Source organism: Corynebacterium minutissimum, assembly GCF_016889765.1.
In the GTDB taxonomy this organism is placed as follows: domain Bacteria; phylum Actinomycetota; class Actinomycetes; order Mycobacteriales; family Mycobacteriaceae; genus Corynebacterium; species Corynebacterium minutissimum_B.
On record NZ_CP069533.1, the window covers coordinates 698,992 to 717,005 of the forward strand.

The 18,014-nt window shown below is 61.6% G+C and carries 15 protein-coding genes; 5 read left to right on the forward strand and 10 right to left on the reverse strand.

What is annotated here, in order from left to right; translation table 11 throughout:
* Nucleotides 1-67 precede the first annotated feature (67 nt).
* Entirely contained in the window at nt 68-3,310 is a 3,243-nt protein-coding gene (locus I6J26_RS03230; protein ID WP_115023213.1) for a translation initiation factor IF-2 N-terminal domain-containing protein, read from the reverse strand.
* 161 nt (nt 3,311-3,471) lie between these two features.
* Here I6J26_RS03230 and I6J26_RS03235 point away from each other — a divergent pair, with 161 nt between their 5' ends.
* Complete coding sequence (locus I6J26_RS03235) at nt 3,472-4,275, forward strand: hypothetical protein (protein WP_239121823.1); 804 nt, start codon at nt 3,472-3,474, stop codon at nt 4,273-4,275.
* Here the strand turns inward: I6J26_RS03235 and arsB are convergent.
* The gene (arsB, locus tag I6J26_RS03240; RefSeq protein ID WP_115023215.1) at nt 4,272-5,336 is read right to left on the reverse strand and encodes an ACR3 family arsenite efflux transporter; all 1,065 of its coding nucleotides are present in this window, start codon (nt 5,334-5,336) and stop codon (nt 4,272-4,274) included. The genes I6J26_RS03235 and arsB overlap by 4 nt on opposite strands.
* Before the next feature lie 112 nt (nt 5,337-5,448).
* On the opposite strand from arsB, the gene I6J26_RS03245 reads away from it, so the two are divergent.
* Nucleotides 5,449-5,799 (forward strand): ArsR/SmtB family transcription factor, encoded by a 351-nt coding sequence (locus I6J26_RS03245; RefSeq protein WP_115023218.1) that lies wholly within the window; start codon nt 5,449-5,451, stop codon nt 5,797-5,799.
* A gap of 131 nt (nt 5,800-5,930) precedes the next feature.
* On the opposite strand, the gene ndk is transcribed toward I6J26_RS03245, so the two are convergent.
* The 6 genes from ndk to I6J26_RS03275 form a co-directional block, all read right to left on the reverse strand.
* Entirely contained in the window at nt 5,931-6,341 is a 411-nt protein-coding gene (gene ndk, locus I6J26_RS03250) for a nucleoside-diphosphate kinase (RefSeq protein WP_039676402.1), read from the reverse strand.
* 48 nt (nt 6,342-6,389) lie between these two features.
* Nucleotides 6,390-6,701: a hypothetical protein gene (locus I6J26_RS03255; RefSeq protein ID WP_115023220.1), complete on the reverse strand. Its 312-nt coding sequence runs from the start codon at nt 6,699-6,701 to the stop codon at nt 6,390-6,392.
* Between the two features lie 5 nt (nt 6,702-6,706).
* Nucleotides 6,707-7,552, reverse strand: coding sequence for an alpha/beta hydrolase (locus I6J26_RS03260; protein WP_115024440.1), 846 nt, complete (start codon nt 7,550-7,552; stop codon nt 6,707-6,709).
* A gap of 63 nt (nt 7,553-7,615) precedes the next feature.
* Nucleotides 7,616-8,062: a DUF4233 domain-containing protein gene (locus tag I6J26_RS03265; protein WP_115023223.1), complete on the reverse strand. Its 447-nt coding sequence runs from the start codon at nt 8,060-8,062 to the stop codon at nt 7,616-7,618.
* Nucleotides 8,059-9,588 (reverse strand): bifunctional tetrahydrofolate synthase/dihydrofolate synthase, encoded by a 1,530-nt coding sequence (folC, locus tag I6J26_RS03270; RefSeq protein WP_115023225.1) that lies wholly within the window; start codon nt 9,586-9,588, stop codon nt 8,059-8,061. Before folC ends, I6J26_RS03265 begins: the two co-directional genes overlap by 4 nt.
* Nucleotides 9,588-12,338 (reverse strand): valine--tRNA ligase, encoded by a 2,751-nt coding sequence (locus I6J26_RS03275; protein ID WP_115023228.1) that lies wholly within the window; start codon nt 12,336-12,338, stop codon nt 9,588-9,590. The genes folC and I6J26_RS03275 overlap by 1 nt, the downstream gene beginning before the upstream one ends.
* A 57-nt stretch (nt 12,339-12,395) precedes the next feature.
* Between I6J26_RS03275 and panB the strand changes: the two genes are divergently transcribed.
* Entirely contained in the window at nt 12,396-13,205 is an 810-nt protein-coding gene (gene panB, locus I6J26_RS03280) for a 3-methyl-2-oxobutanoate hydroxymethyltransferase (RefSeq protein WP_115023231.1), read from the forward strand.
* Nucleotides 13,206-13,215: 10 nt separating this feature from the next.
* Nucleotides 13,216-14,037 carry a pantoate--beta-alanine ligase gene (gene panC, locus I6J26_RS03285; protein ID WP_115023233.1) on the forward strand — a complete coding sequence of 274 codons (822 nt, stop codon included), beginning with the start codon at nt 13,216-13,218 and terminating at the stop codon, nt 14,035-14,037.
* Here the strand turns inward: panC and I6J26_RS03290 are convergent.
* A complete protein-coding gene (locus I6J26_RS03290) occupies nt 14,034-14,996 on the reverse strand; it encodes a malate dehydrogenase (protein ID WP_115023234.1) in 963 nt (320 codons plus the stop codon). The genes panC and I6J26_RS03290 overlap by 4 nt on opposite strands.
* Before the next feature lie 191 nt (nt 14,997-15,187).
* On the opposite strand from I6J26_RS03290, the gene I6J26_RS03295 reads away from it, so the two are divergent.
* A complete protein-coding gene (locus I6J26_RS03295; protein WP_115023236.1) occupies nt 15,188-15,931 on the forward strand; it encodes a TetR/AcrR family transcriptional regulator in 744 nt (247 codons plus the stop codon).
* A 451-nt stretch (nt 15,932-16,382) separates the two neighbouring features.
* Here I6J26_RS03295 and I6J26_RS03300 read toward each other — a convergent pair whose 3' ends face one another.
* Nucleotides 16,383-18,014: a phospho-sugar mutase gene (locus I6J26_RS03300; protein WP_115023239.1), complete on the reverse strand. Its 1,632-nt coding sequence runs from the start codon at nt 18,012-18,014 to the stop codon at nt 16,383-16,385.

The window sequence follows — 18,014 nt, forward strand, 5'->3', positions numbered from 1 at the left end:
ATTCATGGTCTAAACAGCGACTGTCAAAGACTACCCCGTGAGGGGGCGAAAAGGCAAAACGCCTTTTCTAGCGCGAGCTGCGACGGGTTACGCGGCGCCTACCACGCGCGCCCCTGCGGCGTGCCGACGCCCCCTTGGACCCACCTTCCTTCTCCCGTGCGGGGGTCTCGTCGCGTTGCCGGGACTTCGATGCCTGTGACGCCTCCTCAATGACAACCGACTGCTGGGATTTCATCGAGCGGCGCACCGCACGGCGACGACCACGCCCGCGGGAGCTGCGCGCCGTTGTGACGTCGCCCTTTCCAGATTCTTGGGGCTTGGCAGATTCCTGGACTGCGGCGGTGCTGCTACCCTGCTCGTCTGCTGCCTTCGAGGCTTGCGGCTCGTGCTCGAAGTCCTCACGCTTCGGGCGGACGTCAGAACGCGAGTTGCCGCGCGTGCGGCGCTTGCGGCGCGGTGACTTCTCGAATTCCTCGACGGCCTCCTCGTAGGTCTGGCGCGAGCGTTGCTTCGGCTGCTCTTCGTGCGACGGACTCTGAACCTCGGCCTTCTTCTCGGAGGTGCGCGAGGTGCGTGTTGCCCGGCGCGGCTTGCGGGAGCGCTTCGACTTCTTCGGCTCCATGCTCTCCGCCACGGCGTAGCCGATGGACGCGCTGTCCGGTGTGCCGGCGTCGACCTCGTCATCGCCGTCGCGGCCGGAGGCGTCGTCGTCGGAGTCGACGACCACCACGTTGGCCACAAGATCCTCGAGCGCAGAATCCTTATTTTCTACTGCATCTGCATCATCTGCGTCGACACCAGAAGTATTTTCGTCGTCATCATCATGACGGTGCATACGCACGGCAGCCGGGTGCTGCTTCGGATCGCGGTGTGGCGCGCGGCGCTCCTTACGGCCTCGGCGCTGCGGCTTGGAGTTCTCCTCCTCCAGCTCCTCATCCACTGGGTACTCGTGGATGATAATGCCGCGGCCGTTGCAGGCTTCACACTCGGTCGAGAAGGTCTCAACTAGGCCGGTACCGACGCGCTTGCGGGTCATCTGCACTAAGCCCAGCGAGGTCACCTCGGAAACCTGGTGGCGAGTGCGGTCGCGCCCCAGTGCTTCCTTCAGTCGACGCAGGACGAGATCCTGGTTTTCCGGCAGAACCATGTCGATGAAGTCGACGACGATCATGCCGCCCATATCGCGCAGGCGCATCTGGCGCACGATCTCCTCGGCAGCCTCGAGGTTGTTGCGCGTGACGGTTTCCTCAAGGTTGCCACCGGAGCCCGTGAACTTACCGGTGTTGACGTCAATAACCGTCATGGCCTCGGTGCGCTCGATGATGAGGGTGCCGCCCGAGGGCAGCCAGACCTTGCGGCTAAGAGCCTTGTGCAGCTGCTCGTCAATACGGTAGGTGCTGAAGGCATCCTCGCCATCGTGCTCACGGGCGTCGTAGCGCACGACGCGATCCGCCAAGTCGTGCGCCATGGAATCCACGTAGGCGCTCACCGTGTTATAAGAACGTTTGCCGTCGACGACAAGGGTGCTGAAGTCCTCGTTAAACAGGTCACGCACAACCTTGATGAGCAGGTCCGGCTCCTCATACATCGTCACCGGCTTGGCGCCCTTGGTGGCTTTCTCATGTGCCGCGCGGGCGCTGATGTCCTCCCACAGGGAGTGCAGACGGTTGACGTCGGTAGCAATGTCTTCTTCCGGAACATTTTCCGCCGCGGTACGGATGATGGCGCCGCCATCGCCCGGAATGACGCGCTCCAGGATCCCCTTGAGGCGCTTGCGCTCTGGGGCCGGAAGCTTACGGGAAATACCTGCGCTGCGCCCGCCCGGAACATAGACCAGGAAACGACCAGCCAGGGAAATCTGGGTAGTCAGGCGTGCGCCCTTGTGGCCGATCGGGTCCTTGGCCACCTGGACCAGAATCTGATCACCGGACTTCAGGGCATTTTCAATCTTGCGGCCACGCCCCCCAATGCCGAGCGCGCGCCAATCGACGTCTCCCGCATACAGCACACCATTTCGCCCCTGCCCGATATCAACGAAGGCGGCCTCCATCGAGGGCAGGACGTTCTGTACGCGGCCGAGGTAGATGTTGCCAATCTGGGAGGGGTGAGATTCGGTCGTGACAAAGTGCTCGACAAGGAGGTCATCCTCCAAGACACCGACCTGGGTAATAATTCCGGCACCGTCGGTGCGCTGCTTGTCACGCACCACCATCGTGCGCTCCACCGATTCCCGGCGAGCTAGGAATTCGGCTTGGGAGACGATGTGCTGGCGCTCGCGACCCTTCTCACGCAGCTCAGCGCGGCGGCGGCGTTGGGCTTCGATGCGGGTCGAGCCCTTGATGGCCTTGGGTTCGTCGATAAGCTCAGCCCCACGGCTGTCACCACTGTGCCCCTCGGCACCGCGCCCACGCGAGGTACCGCGACTGCCGCGACGGCGACCACGCTGCCGCGTCGACGGTGCTGCGTCCTCATCAGAATCATCGGCGTCATCCAGGTCCTCAGGCTTCTGACGCTTCGGCTTCGGGGTCGCCTTCGGCGCCATGAACACTGGTGCGTACTCGTAGACCTCCGGTTCCTCCTCCGGCATCGGGGTAATCAGCGGGGTGAGGTCATCTTCATCGAAGTCATCACCGGATTCCGCGAGTGCCTCGTGCAACATCTCAGCGTCGACCTTGTCCACGATCTGCGAGATTTCGTTGTCAACGTTCTTGCGCACGCGCTCGCGCAGCTTCTCCTCGTCTTCGCTCAGCTGCTCAGACTGGACGGGCTGTTGTGGCTGTTCCGCAACGGTATCCGCGGAGTCCTCCGGCTGGCTGGACGAGTCTTCCTTCGCAGGCTTGTCCTTCTTCGGCTTATCCTTTTTCGGCTTTGCTGTCTTAGTTTCCTTAGCCGCCTTCTCCGTCTTGTCGGCCTTGGCAACGCGCTTCGCCGCGCGCTTAGCCCGCTTCTTCGGGGCAGTCTTAGTCGACTTTTCCTCAGCCGATGCCTCGGCTGAGGCCTCTGCGGCTGCGGTTTCTTCGTTGGCTTTATCCTCGATCTGCTCGTCGGCGGCGGCCTCAGCCTTGGTGTGGGTGGTGGGGGCGAGGGCGTCTATAAGTTGCCCAATCTCCTCTGGCGTTGCCGAGGACTGCGCCGACTTTTTCATACCCATATCCGCAAACTGCTTAACCAGGTCCTTGGAGGCCACGCCCAGTTGCTTAGCTAGGGCGTACAGGCGGGTTTTGGGCGCAAGTGCGTCACGGTCAATCCTCGCTACCGCCGCTGCCAGAGCCGATTGACTACGTACTTCTTCTTTTTTCTTGGATGCCATGGGCGGCTAATCTCCCGACGTCTGCTCACCCCGGGCGCAGGTTGCCGCCACACGGTGGTGAGACTTTAAAAACTCTCTGTTTCCGTATTCAGTTATATGAGTATCTGTGCCCTCCATTCTGGCACAGGTTTCAGTTTAAGCTACATGTTAGTATCGCCGCCATGTCCGGACTTGAAAGCGCTGACACACCGAACACCCCAGCGCGACGTGTATCTGCACCGCGCACAGTGGCTCAAGCACGCGCCCGCAACGAGATTGCACTGCGGGATATCATCACCGTTGCCGTACCGGCGGGCATCGCCTCCGGCCTTCGCGCTGTTGACCTTCCCGACCCCTACGCGGTCCCGGTCTATGCGGTGCTGTGGATCGCCATCATCTATGGCGCCTTTCGCATCATTCGCAGTGAGCCGAAGTTCGTCCAAGCTGCGCAAGAAGAGTACCGGGCGGGCGATTACCCCGTTCTCGCCTACTTTCTACCCGTCCTTGCTCTCTTGTCCCCTCTCATCGCTGAGGGAATTAGGTCCACCGGGATTGTCGGCGATATCTCGCTCAACCCCATCCTTATCGCCGCTGGGCTTACTGCCTTCTCCATCCCCGCGTTCATCATCGGCGGCCGCGCATTCGGCACGACCTCTTTTCGCGTTGGCAAGCGCCGCATCAAGGCCATCACCGAACAAGGAAGCCTCGAAGGCGTCACTGAGCAGAGCATAACCGCGGTGGAGAAACACCCGGAAGTCCTCAGCGGGCTGGTCGCCGCCGGTGCAGTCACTGGCAATACCACCTCCATCTCTGAGCTGGGACGGCTGATCGGCTACGAGGAGGGGCTCGAAGAAGAACTCCGTGAACTCGAAGCGGCCGGCGTGGTGAAGCTGCCTGGTCTAATCCAGTGGAGTGGTAAGCGGACCTTTAACATCACTCTGACCGAATCCGGCGTGCGCAGCATGGACGCCGCACGCACGCGCTAGCGCGGAAGAGTGTCATCTCCCGGGAAGAGTTTCGGACCAATCCACAGCATGAAATAGACCAGACCAACGAGGACTGGGATCTCAACAAGGGGACCAATCGTTCCTGCAAGGGCTTGAGCAGACGTCGCTCCGAAGGTGCCGATGGATACTGCAATAGCAAGCTCAAAGTTGTTTCCTGCTGCAGTGAACGCCACGCTGGCAGACTGCTCGTAGTTCATGCCAACGGCCTTTGCCACACCCAGCGACAGCACAAACATGCCCACAAAGTAGATAACCAGCGGCACGGCCACGCGCGCTACCGTTGCAGGCTGCTCCACAATGTGCTCGCCTTGCAGGGAAAAGAGCAGAACAATCGTGTACAGAAGACCAATCATGGCCAGCGGTGATACGGCTGGGAGAAAGCGGTTCTCAAACCATTCCCGCCCTTTTGCCTTTTCGCCCCAGAAGCGAGACAGCACACCCAACAGGAGCGGGATGCCCAAGAAGACGAGCACGGACTTGACAATGGCCCAGAAGGAAAAGTCAACACTTGTCACATCCAGTCCCAACCAGCCGGGGAGGATGCGAAGGTAGAACCAGCCCAGAACACCAAACATAGCGACCTGGAAGATGGAGTTCAGGGCGACAAGCACAGCCGTTGCTTCGCGGTCAGCGCACGAGAGGTCCGACCACACAAGCACCATGGCGATACAGCGGGCAAGGCCCACAATGATGAGACCGGTACGCAGCTCCGGCTGGTCTGCCAGGAAGAGCCACGCCAGGGTAAACATAAACGCCGGCCCCACCAGCCAGTTGAGGACGAGCGATACCGCCATGAGACGGCCATCCGTGGCAATTTCCTTGGTCTTCTCGTAGCGGACCTTGGCCAAGGGCGGATACATCATGACGAGGAGGCCAATGGCGATCGGGATGGAAATCCCGCCCACTTCAACGGCGCCCAAGGCTTGGCCAATCCCGGGAATGAAGTGGCCGATGAGCAGTCCGGCGGCCATCGCCAGAATAATCCACACGGGTAAAAATCGGTCAAGAAAAGACAACTTCGGGCGCTGAGACACGGCCATGCCTTCCCTCCTTCTAGCTTGAACAGAACGTGATACGAACATTCAATCTACAGTTCATATTGATAGGCGTCAATATAACGGCGGGAGTGTGGATAGCTCCTATACTGATCGCATGGCTTCCTCCCCCGCCCCCGACGCCCGCGCTCGTGATGCCGAGTGCTGTTCCTTAAGCATGGGCCCGCTCAGCGACGCCGAGGCGATGCATTTTTCGCAACAATTCAAAGTCCTCGCAGACCCAGCCCGCCTTCGTCTCCTGTCCATTCTGTGCGAGGAAGGCTGTGGGCCGATGAGCGTCACGGAGCTCACCGGGCTCACTGCGCTGAGCCAGCCCACGGTCTCCCACCACTTAGCGCGCCTGCGGGAGGCCGGCCTACTATCCAGGCAGCAATGCGGCCGCACCGTCACCCACCAGGTGAACAAAGACGCTTTTGCAGCCTTGCGCACGCTGCTGTCATTCGACTAACCAGCGCCCGATCTGATCTGCGCTCGAGCGCGCAGGACGGGTTCGAGCGCAGAAATGACAAAAGCCCGAGCAGTTCATTCATCATTGTGAACTGCTCGGGCTTCATTGCGCGCTAGGCGCGGTGAACTTCTTTAGAGGTTCGGGAACCAGATGGAGATCTCGCGCTCGGCGGACTCCGGGGAGTCGGAACCGTGGACGACGTTCTCGCCGACGGTCAGGGCGAAGTCACCGCGGATGGTGCCCGGGGTGGCCTTCTCTACCGGGTGGGTGCCACCGGCAAGCTGGCGCCATGCGGCGATAGCGGACTCGCCCTCGACGATGCCAGCAACCAGCGGTGCGGAGGTGATGAAGTCGACGAGCTCACCGAAGAACGGCTTGTCCTCGTGCTCGGCGTAGTGCTTCTTGGCGGTCTCCTCGTCGGCGACGCGCAGATCCATGGCGACGAGCTTCAGGCCCTTGCGCTCAATGCGGGAGATGATCTCGCCCACGTGGCCGTTCTTCACGCCGTCCGGCTTGATGAGAATGAGTGTACGTTCAGTCATACGGCACATAGTACAGGTAAGCCGTGCTCGCGTCCGCGCAGAGGGCTATTAAGTGAGACGTCGCACGATTTCTTCGGCACGCTCGTGGCTGGTGCCACGGAACCACATCTGAACCTGGCGCACGGCGGTGCCGAACTGGCCGTTGTCGAGCAAACCCTGAAGCTCCTCGCGGTGCCAGCCCTCAAGATCCTCAAACTGGACTGGGCGCTGCTCACTCCGGCTTTTTAGCATTCCCACGACAAGGAAAATGAAGGCGGGGACGAGCAGGGCGAGCGGGAGTGCATAGCCGCCATTGACAATCTTGGCCACCACAGCCGCGAGACAAAGAAGTGCGGAGAGACCGAAGAGAAAGTAGCGCATGCCCGCTAGTCTAGCGCGTTCAGTGTGGAGTCTAGCCACATACGCGAGCTCATAAGCAGGTGCTTTGCTGCGGCTGTATGCGGGGCCCAGAGTTCAAAAGCGTGAACGCCACCTTCGACGACCTCGCACTGCGTGGGTACGCCAGCTGCCTCAAGGCGCTCGGCATAATCCAGGATTTCGTTATAGAAGAGCTCGCTTTGCCCGGCATAGAGCCAGGCAGACGGCAATCCAGTGAGGTCCGCACGGCGGCCCGGCACAGCATAGGGCGCAGTCGGGTCATCCTGGACGTAGTAACGCCAGGCCTGCGCATTGGAATCTGCGTCCCAGATGACGTTGCGCTCATCGGACGCAGCGCGGTCATCGAGCATGGGACAAAACAGCCACTGCCCCACCGGCTGGGTTCCGCCCTCGTCATAAAGGCGCTGGCACAGAGCCGCAGTAAGCCCGCCGCCAGCGCTTTGGCCACCAATGACGATGCGGTCGGCGCGTACCCCAAGCTCATCGGCATGGTTAAGGAGCCAGTGGTGGGCCGAGTGTACGTCGTCAAGCGCTGCCGGGTACGGATGTTCCGGGGCGAAACGATAGTGCGGTGCCACCACCGTCACACCCAGCTGCGCGGCGGTGTCCTTGAGATGCTTAACGTCCTGGCGGGGATGCCCCATGAGCAGACCGCCGCCATGAATCCACAACACCACGGCGCGGGGATTATCCGGCTCATAAATGGTGGCACGGATGTCGCGGTTTTTCACGCGGCGGGTACGCACACCGTAAATGTACGGCGCGGGCCACAGCGCCGGAACGACGCGGCCAGCGCGGCGGATGAGCGGATTCGTCGGATCGAACAACGACATGACTGCCGCACCCGCGCGCAATTCCGGCCGAATATACACAGACTGCTCTCCCCCTCGCTCTACTTACTTCTCGTTGAGGTGCTGGGTGGTGAGGTAGCCGCGCTCCATACGAGCCACGATGACGGAGCGCATATACGCCGCCAGCGCCCAGAGCAGGGCAAAGATGATGAAGATGGTCGCTACTGACCAGTGGATCATAAAGCCCAGCACGATGCCGATGATGTGGAGGACAATCTGCGCGCCCACAATCCACGGCTTGTTCATGAAGGGGAAAGACGCCAGCAACAGCACCATGAAGCCGATGACCACGCCGTAGTTGAACGGGGTCCACAGGGTGCCATCGTAGAGCTTGTACAGCATGGGCAGAGCAAGAACCAGGGTGAGCAGCTCCAGCGTGAGGGAGCTGGCCACGACCATGCCGCCAAACTGCTTGAGCGGGTCCTTCACCGGGGCTTGGCCGAGGCCTAGCGGGCCAATCTCGTCTTCGGGGATGGGTTTGCGGGAACTCATGCGGGCTCCTTTCCAAAGAGTGCGCGGGCATCGCCGGCGGTGACCACAGAACCGGTGATGATGATGCCGGAACCGGACTGGACGTCAGCATCCTCTGCCAGCTCGACGGCCTGGGTATAGGCGCCGGGCAGGTCGGGTTCGACGAAGACGCGCTCCTCGCCGAAGATGTCGCGGGCTATTTCCGCCAACTCATAGGCATCGCGGGCGCGCGGCGAGGAGTTCTGGGTGATGATGACGTCCGTCAGCACGGACTCTAAGGCGGTGAGGATGCCGGTGGCGTCCTTGTCGGTGAAGATGGACACCACGCCAATGAGGCGGGCGAAGTCGAAGTCGCGGTCGAGTGCTGCGGCTAGGGCTTTCGCGCCATGCGGGTTGTGGCAGGCATCGAGGAAGGTTGTCGGGCTGGTGCGCACGCGCTCGAGGCGGCCGGGTGAGATCGCCTTAGCAAAACCGGTACGCACGGAGGTGATGTCGATGGGGTTGCCTGACGACGCCCCGAAGAAGGCCTCCACTGCCGCCAGCGCCACAGCCGCGTTCTTGGCTTGGTGCTCGCCGTGTAGGGACAAAAAGATGTCTTCGTAGAGACCGCCCAGGCCCTGAATGGTAAGCTGTTGGCCACCCACAGCAATGCGGGATTCCAGCGCGGCGAACTCCGAACCGGCGCGAGCCACGCCGGCGCCGACGTCTACCGTGCGCTGCAGGATAACCCGCATGGCTTCTGGGTCTTGTTCGGCGATGATGGCGATGTTTTCGCCCGGGGTGATGACATCGTCGGCGTCATGTTCGCGAGCCTTGATGATGCCGGCCTTCTCGCTGGCGATTTCCGTGATGGTGTCACCAAGGTAGTCGGTATGGTCCATGCCTACGGGCATGACCACGGCGACTTCGGCGTTGACCACGTTGGTGGCATCCCACGTGCCGCCGAGGCCGACCTCGACCACGGCGACGTCGATGGGGGCATCGGCGAACGCGGCGTAGGAAATACCGACGAGCACCTCAAAGGTGGACATGGGGATCTCCGAGCGGGAATCCACCATTTCTACGTAGGGCTTGATTTCACGCCAGATGCGCACGAAATCGCGCGGGTGGATGGGGTGGCCGTCGATGCCGATGCGCTCGGTGACCAGCTGCAGGTGCGGGCTGGTGACTAGGCCAACGCGGCGGTGGAAGGCCCGCAGCAGCGAATCGATCATGCGCGCGGTCGAGGACTTGCCGTTGGTGCCGGCAACCTGGATGACGTGGAAGGAGCGCTCCGGATTGCCGAGCAGATCCATGAGCATCTCGATGTGCTCGAGGCTCGGCTCAATAATGGTCTCCGGTGCACGTGCGTTGAGCTCCGCGGTGACCTGGGCCAGCTCGGCGAGTTCTTCCGGAGTAGCCTGCTCGGGCGCGGCCTCCTCGTAGTCCTCTTCTCCGCCAAGGTTGAGGGTCAGGCCGGAGTCGGTGATTTCGACGGGCCCGCCATCGGTGCCCTCCGCGAGGGCATCAACGATTTCATACTCCTCGCGGCCTTTCTCCTCCGCCACTACTTGAGCCCCTCCAGACGTGCGGTGATGCGCTCGACTTCCTCCTGGGCCACCTGCTGGCGGGTGCGGATCTTCTCCACCACGGCCTCCGGGGCCTTGGACAGGAAGGCCTCATTACCCAGCTTCTTGCCGGTCTGATCCAGCTCCTTCTGGGCCTTGGCCAAATCCTTCTCCAGGCGCTTGCGCTCGGCTTCCACGTCCACGGCACCGGACGTATCCAGGGTGACCTCCACGGTGGCCTGGGACAGGCGCACCTCGATGGAGGCAGAGGCGGTGAAGTCCTCGCCCGGCTCGGTGGTGTTGGCCAGGTTGCGGATGAGTTCCTCCTGGTTTTGCAGGTCAGCCGCTGCGAAGTCGAGGCGACCCGGAACCTTCTGGGAAGGCTTCACACCCTGGTCGGAGCGGAAGCGGCGCAGCTCGGTGATGAGCTTATCGGCATCCTCGATGCGGCGCGCGGCCACCTCGTCCTTCTCCGCGCCACCATTGGTGTGCTCCTGCGTCGGCCACTGGGCGGTGACGATGGTCTCCCCACCGGTCAGCGCCTTCCATAGGACCTCGGTGACAAACGGCATAGTCGGGTGCAGCAAGCGCAGCACTAGGTCGAGCACGCGGCCCAGGACAATCTGGGTGGTGCGTCCGGTGGCCTGCTCCTCGGCGGTGGCAGCGTCGAAGTCACGCGGAATCTGGGTCTTAGCAATCTCCAGGTACCAGTCACACAGCTCATCCCACACGTAGTGGTAGAGCAGCTCGTTGGCCTTGGCAAACTGGTAGTCATCCAGGTAGGCATCCACCTTGACGCGGACTTCTTCGGCGCGGTCGAGGATCCAGCGGTCGGCGTCGGAAAGCTCCTCGCGTACCGGAAGCTCTGCCACGCCCGCGCCGTTCATGAGCGCGAACTTGGTGGCGTTGAAGAGCTTGGTGGCAAAGTTGCGGCCGGCGGCAGCAGCATCCACGGCCAGCGGCAGGTCCACGCCCGGGTTAGCGCCGCGGGCCAGGGTAAAGCGCAGGGCGTCCGCACCATAATCGCGCACCCAATCCATCGGGTCAATGCCGTTGCCCAGGGACTTCGACATCTTGCGGCCCTGCTCATCGCGGACCAAGCCGTGGAGGTAGATATCCTTGAACGGCACCTGCGGGCGGCCGTCCTTGCCCTCACCGAGCAGCTCCGGGGTGTGCGCGCCGGCGAAAGTGCCGAACATCATCATGCGTGCCACCCAGAAGAAGAGGATGTCATAGGCGGTGACCAGCACGTTCGTGGGGAAGAACTTCTCCAGATCGGCGGTCTTTTCCGGCCATCCCATGGTGGAGAACGGCCACAGGGCCGAGGAGAACCACGTGTCGAGCACGTCCGGATCCTGAACGTAGCCCTCCGGGGCCTCTTCGTCGGGGCCGAGGCAGATGATGTCTCGTTCAATTTCGCCAGACGCATTTGTGCGCTCTGGCCCGTACCAAATAGGGATACGGTGGCCCCACCACAGCTGACGGGAGATGCACCAATCGTGCATGTCATCAACCCACTCGAAGTAGCGCGGCTCCAGCGCCTTCGGGTGGATGGTGGTATCACCTTCACGGACAGCGTCACCGGACATCTTCGCCATCTTTTCCACGGCCACAAACCACTGCAGGCTCAGGCGCGGCTCAATCGGCTCGCCGGAGCGCTCCGAGTGGCCCACGGAGTGGACGTAGGGGCGAATCTCCTTGACAATGCGGCCCTGCTCGCGCAGCGCCTCGCGGATCTCCACGCGGGCCTCCTCGCGGGTCAGGCCGTCGAACTGCGTGCCGGTGTTGGCGATGTGGCCGGTGGTGTCCATGATGGTGGGCATGTCCAGGTCATGGCGCAGGCCCATCGCGTAGTCATTCGGATCGTGCGCCGGGGTAATCTTCACCGCACCGGTGCCGAATTCCATGTCCACGTAATCATCGGCGATGATCTTCAGGCTCAAATCATCGCGGAAGGGGTGCGGCAGCTCCTGGCCCACCAGGTGGGCATAACGCTCATCGTCGGGGTGGACGGCAATGGCGACGTCACCCAACATCGTTTCTACACGGGTGGTGGCCACGATGAGGTGCGGTTCATCGTCGTTCAGCGAGCCATAGCGAATGGACACAAGCTCGCCCTCGACGTCCTTGTACACGACCTCAATATCGGACACGGCAGTCTCCAGCACCGGGGACCAGTTAACCAGGCGGTTGGCCTGATAAATCATGCCCTCGTCGTAGAGGGTCTTGAAGATGGTCTGGACGGCGCGGGAGAGACCATCATCCAACGTGAAGCGCTCGCGGGACCAGTCCACCGAGTCACCGATGGCACGCATCTGGTTCTGGATGGTGCCGCCGAACTCTTCCTTCCATTCCCAGACCTTATTGATGAATTCTTCGCGCTCATAGTCCCAGCGCTTCTTGCCTTCCTGCTCACGCAGGCGGGCCTCCACCTTGGTCTGGGTAGCGATACCGGCGTGGTCAGCACCCGGCAGCCACAGGGTGGCATAGCCCTGCATGCGCTTGCGGCGAATGATGGAGTCGATCAGAGTGTGGTCCAGCGCGTGGCCCATGTGCAGCTGGCCGGTGACGTTCGGCGGCGGCAGCACGATGGAATAGGGCTCGGCCTCCGAGGAGGCGTCCGGGGTGAAGTAACCAGCGTTCACCCAGCCTTCGTAGAGGTCTTTCTCTACTGCCTGCGGCTCCCAGGACTTGGGAAGCTGGTCCGCGCGGTTGGTGCCAACGAGTTGCTCTTTATTCTGATCAGTCACCTGGTCAACTCTACCCTGTGCGTCAACTGGCACCTGACCCCTGGCTAGAGTAAAGACATGTCGCACATTTCACGTCTTCGAACCCGTCATTTTGCCCGCGCTAAGCAGGATTCCCAAGCCTTTGCTTGCATGACTAGTTATGACTGCATGACCGCCGGGATTTTTGATGAAGCCGGCATAGATCTGCTGCTCGTGGGGGATTCCCTGGCCAACGTGGTCTTGGGCCGCGAGACCACGCTGTCACTCACACTCGATGAGATCATTCCGTTGGCCCGCGCGGTCGTCACAGCCACGTCCCGCACCTTTGTTGTGGTGGATCTTCCCTTCGGTTCCTATGAGGCAGGCCCTGCCCAAGCCTTGGAGTCCGCGGTGCGCGTCATGAAGGAGACCGGCGCGCAGGCCGTGAAGTTGGAGGGCGGCGCCGAGCGGGCCCCGATTGTTGCCGCGCTTGTCGACGCCGGAATTCCCGTCTGCGCCCACATCGGCTTCACGCCCCAGCAGGTCCATGCCTTGGGCGGTTTCGTGGTCCAGGGCCGCGGCGCTGCTGCGGAGAAGCTGCACGAGGACGCCCGCGCGCTTGCCGACGCCGGCGCCTTCGCCGTGGTCCTGGAGATGGTTCCCGCCGCTCTTGCCGAGCAGGTAACCGCGGAACTGCCCATCCCCACCATTGGTATTGGCGCCGGCGCGCAGACCGACGGACAGATACTGGTGTGGACCGATGCCTTTGGTTTAGGTGGGCCAAAGGCGCCGCGCTTTGTACGGCGCTATGCGGATCTGCGCGGCGCGCTGCTCAGCGGCGCGAAGGAGTACGTGGCCGATGTGAAAGAACGCTCCTTCCCCAACGCCGAGGAATCCTTCGAGGACTAGGGTTCGATCCATGAAGATTCTTCGTACCAAAGCTGAGCTGCGGGATTTCCGCGCATCTCTTACCGGATCTGTCGGTTTCGTGCCCACGATGGGCGCGCTTCACAAAGGCCACGGTTCCCTCGTGCGCCGCGCCCGCGAGGAGAACGACTACGTCATCTGTTCGGTTTTTGTAAACCCGTTACAGTTCACTGACCTAGGCGACTGCGAGGATTACCGCGCCTACCCGCGCGACCTTGACGCGGATGCCGCGATGCTGGATTCGCTCGGAGTCGATGCCGTCTACGCTCCCAGTGTGGAAGAGATGTACCCCGGCGGTACTCCCCGGGTGTGGGTTCGCACGGGCGAGATGGGCTCGGTCTTGGAAGGCGCTTCGCGCCCCGGCCACTTTGACGGCGTGGCCACGGTGGTCACCAAACTCTTCAACCTCGTGGGCCCCGACCGTGCTTATTTCGGTCAAAAGGATGCCCAGCAGGTGGCCATCCTGCGCCGTATGGTGAGTGACCTCGACCTGCCAGTGGACATCATCAGCGCGCCCATCGTCCGCGCAGCAGATGGTGTGGCCGAGTCCAGCCGCAATGCTCGCTTGAGCCCTGCCGAGCGCGAGCAGGCCGTGGCCCTATCCCGAGCACTCTTCGCACTAGACGCCGGCGCCTCGCTCGACGACGCCCAAGCTCAACTCGCCTCCTCCCCCGGCGTCACGGTGGATTACCTCACCGTGGTGGACCCCGCCACGCTCGAGCCCGTAGATGCACAACACCGGCCCGCCCTAGCGCTGGTGGCAGCGCAGGTGGGGCCGGTGCGGCTTATCGATAATCTCGTGCTTGAGGCCTAGTCCTTGAGCAGGTGGGCAACAGCCTCGCGCTCCTCACGCAGCTCCTGTACGGAAGCCTCGATGCGCTCCTTCTGGAAATCGTTGAGCTCGAGGCCCTGAACGATTTCCCACTTGCCATCGCGGGCCACGGTGGGGAATCCCGCCACGAGGCCTTCATCCACGCCGTAGGAGCCGTCCGAGACAACGGCCGCGGTGCGCCAATCCTCCGTGCCGTGGATCCAATCGTGCATGTGGTCCACCGCAGCAGACGCCGCCGAGGCTGCCGAGGACTTACCGCGCACAGCGATGATTTCAGCGCCGCGCTTGGCCACCTTCGGAATCATCTCCTCCTTGTACCAGTCCTCATCCACCTCAGCGTTGGAGAAGGTCAGGTCTGGGAACTGCGACGCGGAGTGGTTGCCCCACACGGCCACCTTGGTCAGCTCCGCGGTGGGCATGCCGGTCTTGAGCGACACCTGGCTCTGTGTGCGGTTGTGGTCCAGGCGCATAAGCGCGGTGAACTGGCTCGGGTCCAAATCCGGGGCGCTCTGGGAGGCAATGTAGGCGTTGGTGTTGGCCGGGTTGCCCACGACGAGAACACGGACGTCGCGCGCGGCGACGGCGTTAAGCGCCTTGCCCTGCTCGGTAAAGATGGCACCGTTGGCCTCGAGCAGATCGGCACGCTCCATGCCTTTCGTGCGCGGACGGGAACCCACAAGGAACGCTGCCTTGGTGTCTTTGAAGGCCACGTTCGGGTCATCGGTGACGGTGATGCCGCGCAGAAGCGGGAAGGCGGAGTCATTGAGCTCCATGGCCACGCCTTCAGCGGCGCCGACGGCCTGCGGGATCTCCAGCAGGGCCAGCTCCACTGGGGTGTCCTTGCCATAGACATCACCGGCAGCGATGCGCCACAGCAGCGAGTAGGCGATGTTGCCGGCAGCGCCGGTCACAGTGATTTTGACGGGTTGAGATGCGGTCATGTGTGACATCCTTTCGACTCGATACTCAATGTCCCAGCCTAGTCCCGTTTCTTTCCCCCATGGGGTGCAATTTCACCCCCGAAATACCCAAGATTGGTGTACTTGAACTCCGTCTATAAAGTTTTTCGGCATAGTAGTAGGAAGCGGGCATAACCAGCCACCATTTCAACGCGTACAAGGACGGAACATTCATGAACACTGAGGTCACATCGGTCAACTCCGGCTCTGTTGAGCACGTGATCGATGTTGCGATCGCGGAGTTCTCTGACCATGGCTATGCCGAGACCAAGCTCGACACTGTGTCGAAGCTTTCTGGCATGTCCAAGCGCATGATTCACTACCACTTCGGGGACAAGAAGGGGCTATACCAGCAGGCCCTAGCCACCGCCGCCAAACGCCTGAACCCACCGGAGGGCAGTCTGGCCGTTGACTCGGCCGTGCCTGTAGAAGGCGTGCGCACTCTCGTTGACTGGATGTTCCGCCAGCACGTGGAGCACCCGGAGGCCATCAAGATGATGACGATGGAATCCTCCCACAGTGTGCTGGAGTCCTCGCAGGCGATTATCGACGTCTCCCAGATCTCCCTCCACCTCGACAGACTCCTCATGCTGGGCCAAGATTCCGGTGCTTTCCGCCCGGGTATTTCCGCCAATGACATTTTCACGCTGATTTCGGCTCTGACGATGTACCGCGTGACGAATCACGCGATGATGAGCAATCTGCTCGACATCGACATGCATACCCACAACAACACGGAGGGTCTACACCGCATGGCCGTCGATGCCGTGCTGGCCTTCCTTACGGCGAATATCCCCGACATCGGTTTTGAGTCTTACCTCACCCAGAACGAGACCGAACTTGAGGCCGAGTCAGCGCCCTTGGATGTGTACTCCACTGAGGACGAGGGCGGCGCATCCACGAGCCTCTACGGGTAACCTGCCCTCCTTACGGCTCCATAGCCGCCCCTCGGTTCCCCGCTCTAACCGCACAGTATTCGCCCGGGTCTCTTTTCCGACTCCGCGCGAGCTCCCTTGCCCCCGGCACCGCACGAGCAAAGGAACCAAAGTACAGGAACCATCTGCGCGCCGAGCTCAACAAAAGCCCAGCTCACGATCACGCGCCACTGCCAAAAGGTCCCACTTATCTGGTTCCTTTGCCCCTTACACCAGCTTCACGCCCCATCACCACACGGTGGGCCTATATTGCTCTGCGTCCCAGGACACTCCTCGGTACAAAGCCAACGCATCGACACGAGTATGGCATCTGCTAGAAAGCGTTTTCACGAGTAAAAACGCCATATGAACAGCACAAAAGGCATCTTCAGGAGTGAAGATGCCTTTTGAATAATGCCACCTGATTTGGCAGGTAGTACGTGGCAAGTGTTGGTTACAGGCCCAACTCTTGCTTCAGTTCCGCAGCGATGCGGTCCAAGCGTTCTTCGGCGTCTGCCCAATCGACAACTCCTTCGCGCACCACCTCGAGGTAACACTTGAGTTTCGGCTCCGTACCCGAGGGGCGGATAATGACGCGGTCGTTAGCCTCGGTTTCCAGGACCAATCCGGGGGTCGGGTCCAGGCCTTGGTAGCCCTTCGACATATCGCTCGCACGCATCACGGGCGAACCGGCCAGCGATTCCGGCGGGGATTGCAGGATTTTCTCCAAGGTAGGAGCAATCTGCGTGATGTCGTCGAAGCGGAAGGTCAATGGCTTCGTCTTGTACGTGCCTAATTCAGCGGCGAGCTCATTGAGTCGATCTTGCAGGTCCTTGCCTGCAGACTTCAACTCGGCTGCCAAGCACGCGACGGTCACCGCGGCCGAAATACCGTCCTTGTCCGCAACGGCTTCGGGGTCGCAGCAGTACCCGATGGCTTCCTCGTAACCAAAGGTCAGGTTAGGTGTGCGCGCAATCCATTTAAACCCAGTGAGCGTCGTGCGCCACTGGGCGCCGCGTGCCTGTGCAATGCGCCCGAGGAAGCGGCTGGATACCACCGAGTTGGCCAACACACCGCCGTCGCGAGCCAAGTAGTCACCCAACAGAGCACCGGTTTCATCACCGGTGAGCTGACGCCACCCGCTGTCAGTAGGAATGGCGACAGCACAGCGATCTGCATCAGGGTCCAGAGCCAAGATGATGTCACTTCGTGTTTTCTGAGCTGCTGCAAAGGCACAGTCAAGCGCACCTGGCTCTTCGGGGTTGGGAAAAGTTACGGTGGGGAAATCGGGATCCGGCTGCGCTTGCTCCGCCACCAGTTCAACTTCAGTGAACCCGACTGCTTCCAAAGCGTTGAGTGCTAGGTCGCCTCCCACGCCGTGCATCGGGGTGAGAGTGATGCGAAGATCTCGCGGCCCTTCACCTGCTCGCTCTTGAATGCGCGATAAGTAACGCTCGCGGGTATCAACCTCTTCTACTTTCCCTGGGCCGTTGGCTGCATCACGGGGCACTTGGTCAGCCGGGGGAGCTGCAGCAATTGCGGCGGCGATCTCAGAATCGAACGGCGGCACGATTTGCACGCCTTGACCATCACCTTCAACTACCCGACCTCCCAAGTACACCTTGTAACCATTGTCCTGAGGCGGGTTGTGTGAGGCCGTGACCATAACCCCGGCATCAGCTCCTAGTTCCCGAACTGTGAATGCGGTGAGCGGAGTGGGATTCTGCGTAGGGAGAACCAATACATGTCCACCCGCAGCGGCAACCACATCAGCAACATCGCGATGGAAAGCAGCAGATCCATGACGAGCGTCGCAGCCGACCACAACTTTCGGCACGTCCACGTGCTTTTTCAGCACGTCCATCAACCCCGCTGTCGTCCGGATAACGACAGCGCGGTTCATCTGCGACTCACCCGGACCGATTGTGCCGCGCAGACCAGCAGTGCCGAAAGACAGCGGGCCTGCAAACAGAGTGCGGAGCGTTTCCTCATCCTGTGCCTCGATAAGGGACTCTACCTCTGCGCGCGTTGCCGGGTCTGGGTCGTGGTCGGCCCACTGCCGAGCGGTCTCCAGTATGGATGTCAT

Coding starts and splice junctions, on each gene's coding strand:
- I6J26_RS03230 (WP_115023213.1), bottom strand. CDS start 3,310: ATGGCATCCAAGAAAAAAGAAGAAGTACGTAGTCAATCGGCTCTGGCA.
- I6J26_RS03235 (WP_239121823.1), top strand. CDS start 3,472: ATGTCCGGACTTGAAAGCGCTGACACACCGAACACCCCAGCGCGACGT.
- arsB (WP_115023215.1), bottom strand. CDS start 5,336: ATGGCCGTGTCTCAGCGCCCGAAGTTGTCTTTTCTTGACCGATTTTTA.
- I6J26_RS03245 (WP_115023218.1), top strand. CDS start 5,449: ATGGCTTCCTCCCCCGCCCCCGACGCCCGCGCTCGTGATGCCGAGTGC.
- ndk (WP_039676402.1), bottom strand. CDS start 6,341: ATGACTGAACGTACACTCATTCTCATCAAGCCGGACGGCGTGAAGAAC.
- I6J26_RS03255 (WP_115023220.1), bottom strand. CDS start 6,701: ATGCGCTACTTTCTCTTCGGTCTCTCCGCACTTCTTTGTCTCGCGGCT.
- I6J26_RS03260 (WP_115024440.1), bottom strand. CDS start 7,552: ATGTCGTTGTTCGATCCGACGAATCCGCTCATCCGCCGCGCTGGCCGC.
- I6J26_RS03265 (WP_115023223.1), bottom strand. CDS start 8,062: ATGAGTTCCCGCAAACCCATCCCCGAAGACGAGATTGGCCCGCTAGGC.
- panB (WP_115023231.1), top strand. CDS start 12,396: ATGTCGCACATTTCACGTCTTCGAACCCGTCATTTTGCCCGCGCTAAG.
- panC (WP_115023233.1), top strand. CDS start 13,216: ATGAAGATTCTTCGTACCAAAGCTGAGCTGCGGGATTTCCGCGCATCT.
- I6J26_RS03290 (WP_115023234.1), bottom strand. CDS start 14,996: ATGACCGCATCTCAACCCGTCAAAATCACTGTGACCGGCGCTGCCGGC.
- I6J26_RS03295 (WP_115023236.1), top strand. CDS start 15,188: ATGAACACTGAGGTCACATCGGTCAACTCCGGCTCTGTTGAGCACGTG.
- I6J26_RS03300 (WP_115023239.1), bottom strand. CDS start 18,014: ATGACATCCATACTGGAGACCGCTCGGCAGTGGGCCGACCACGACCCA.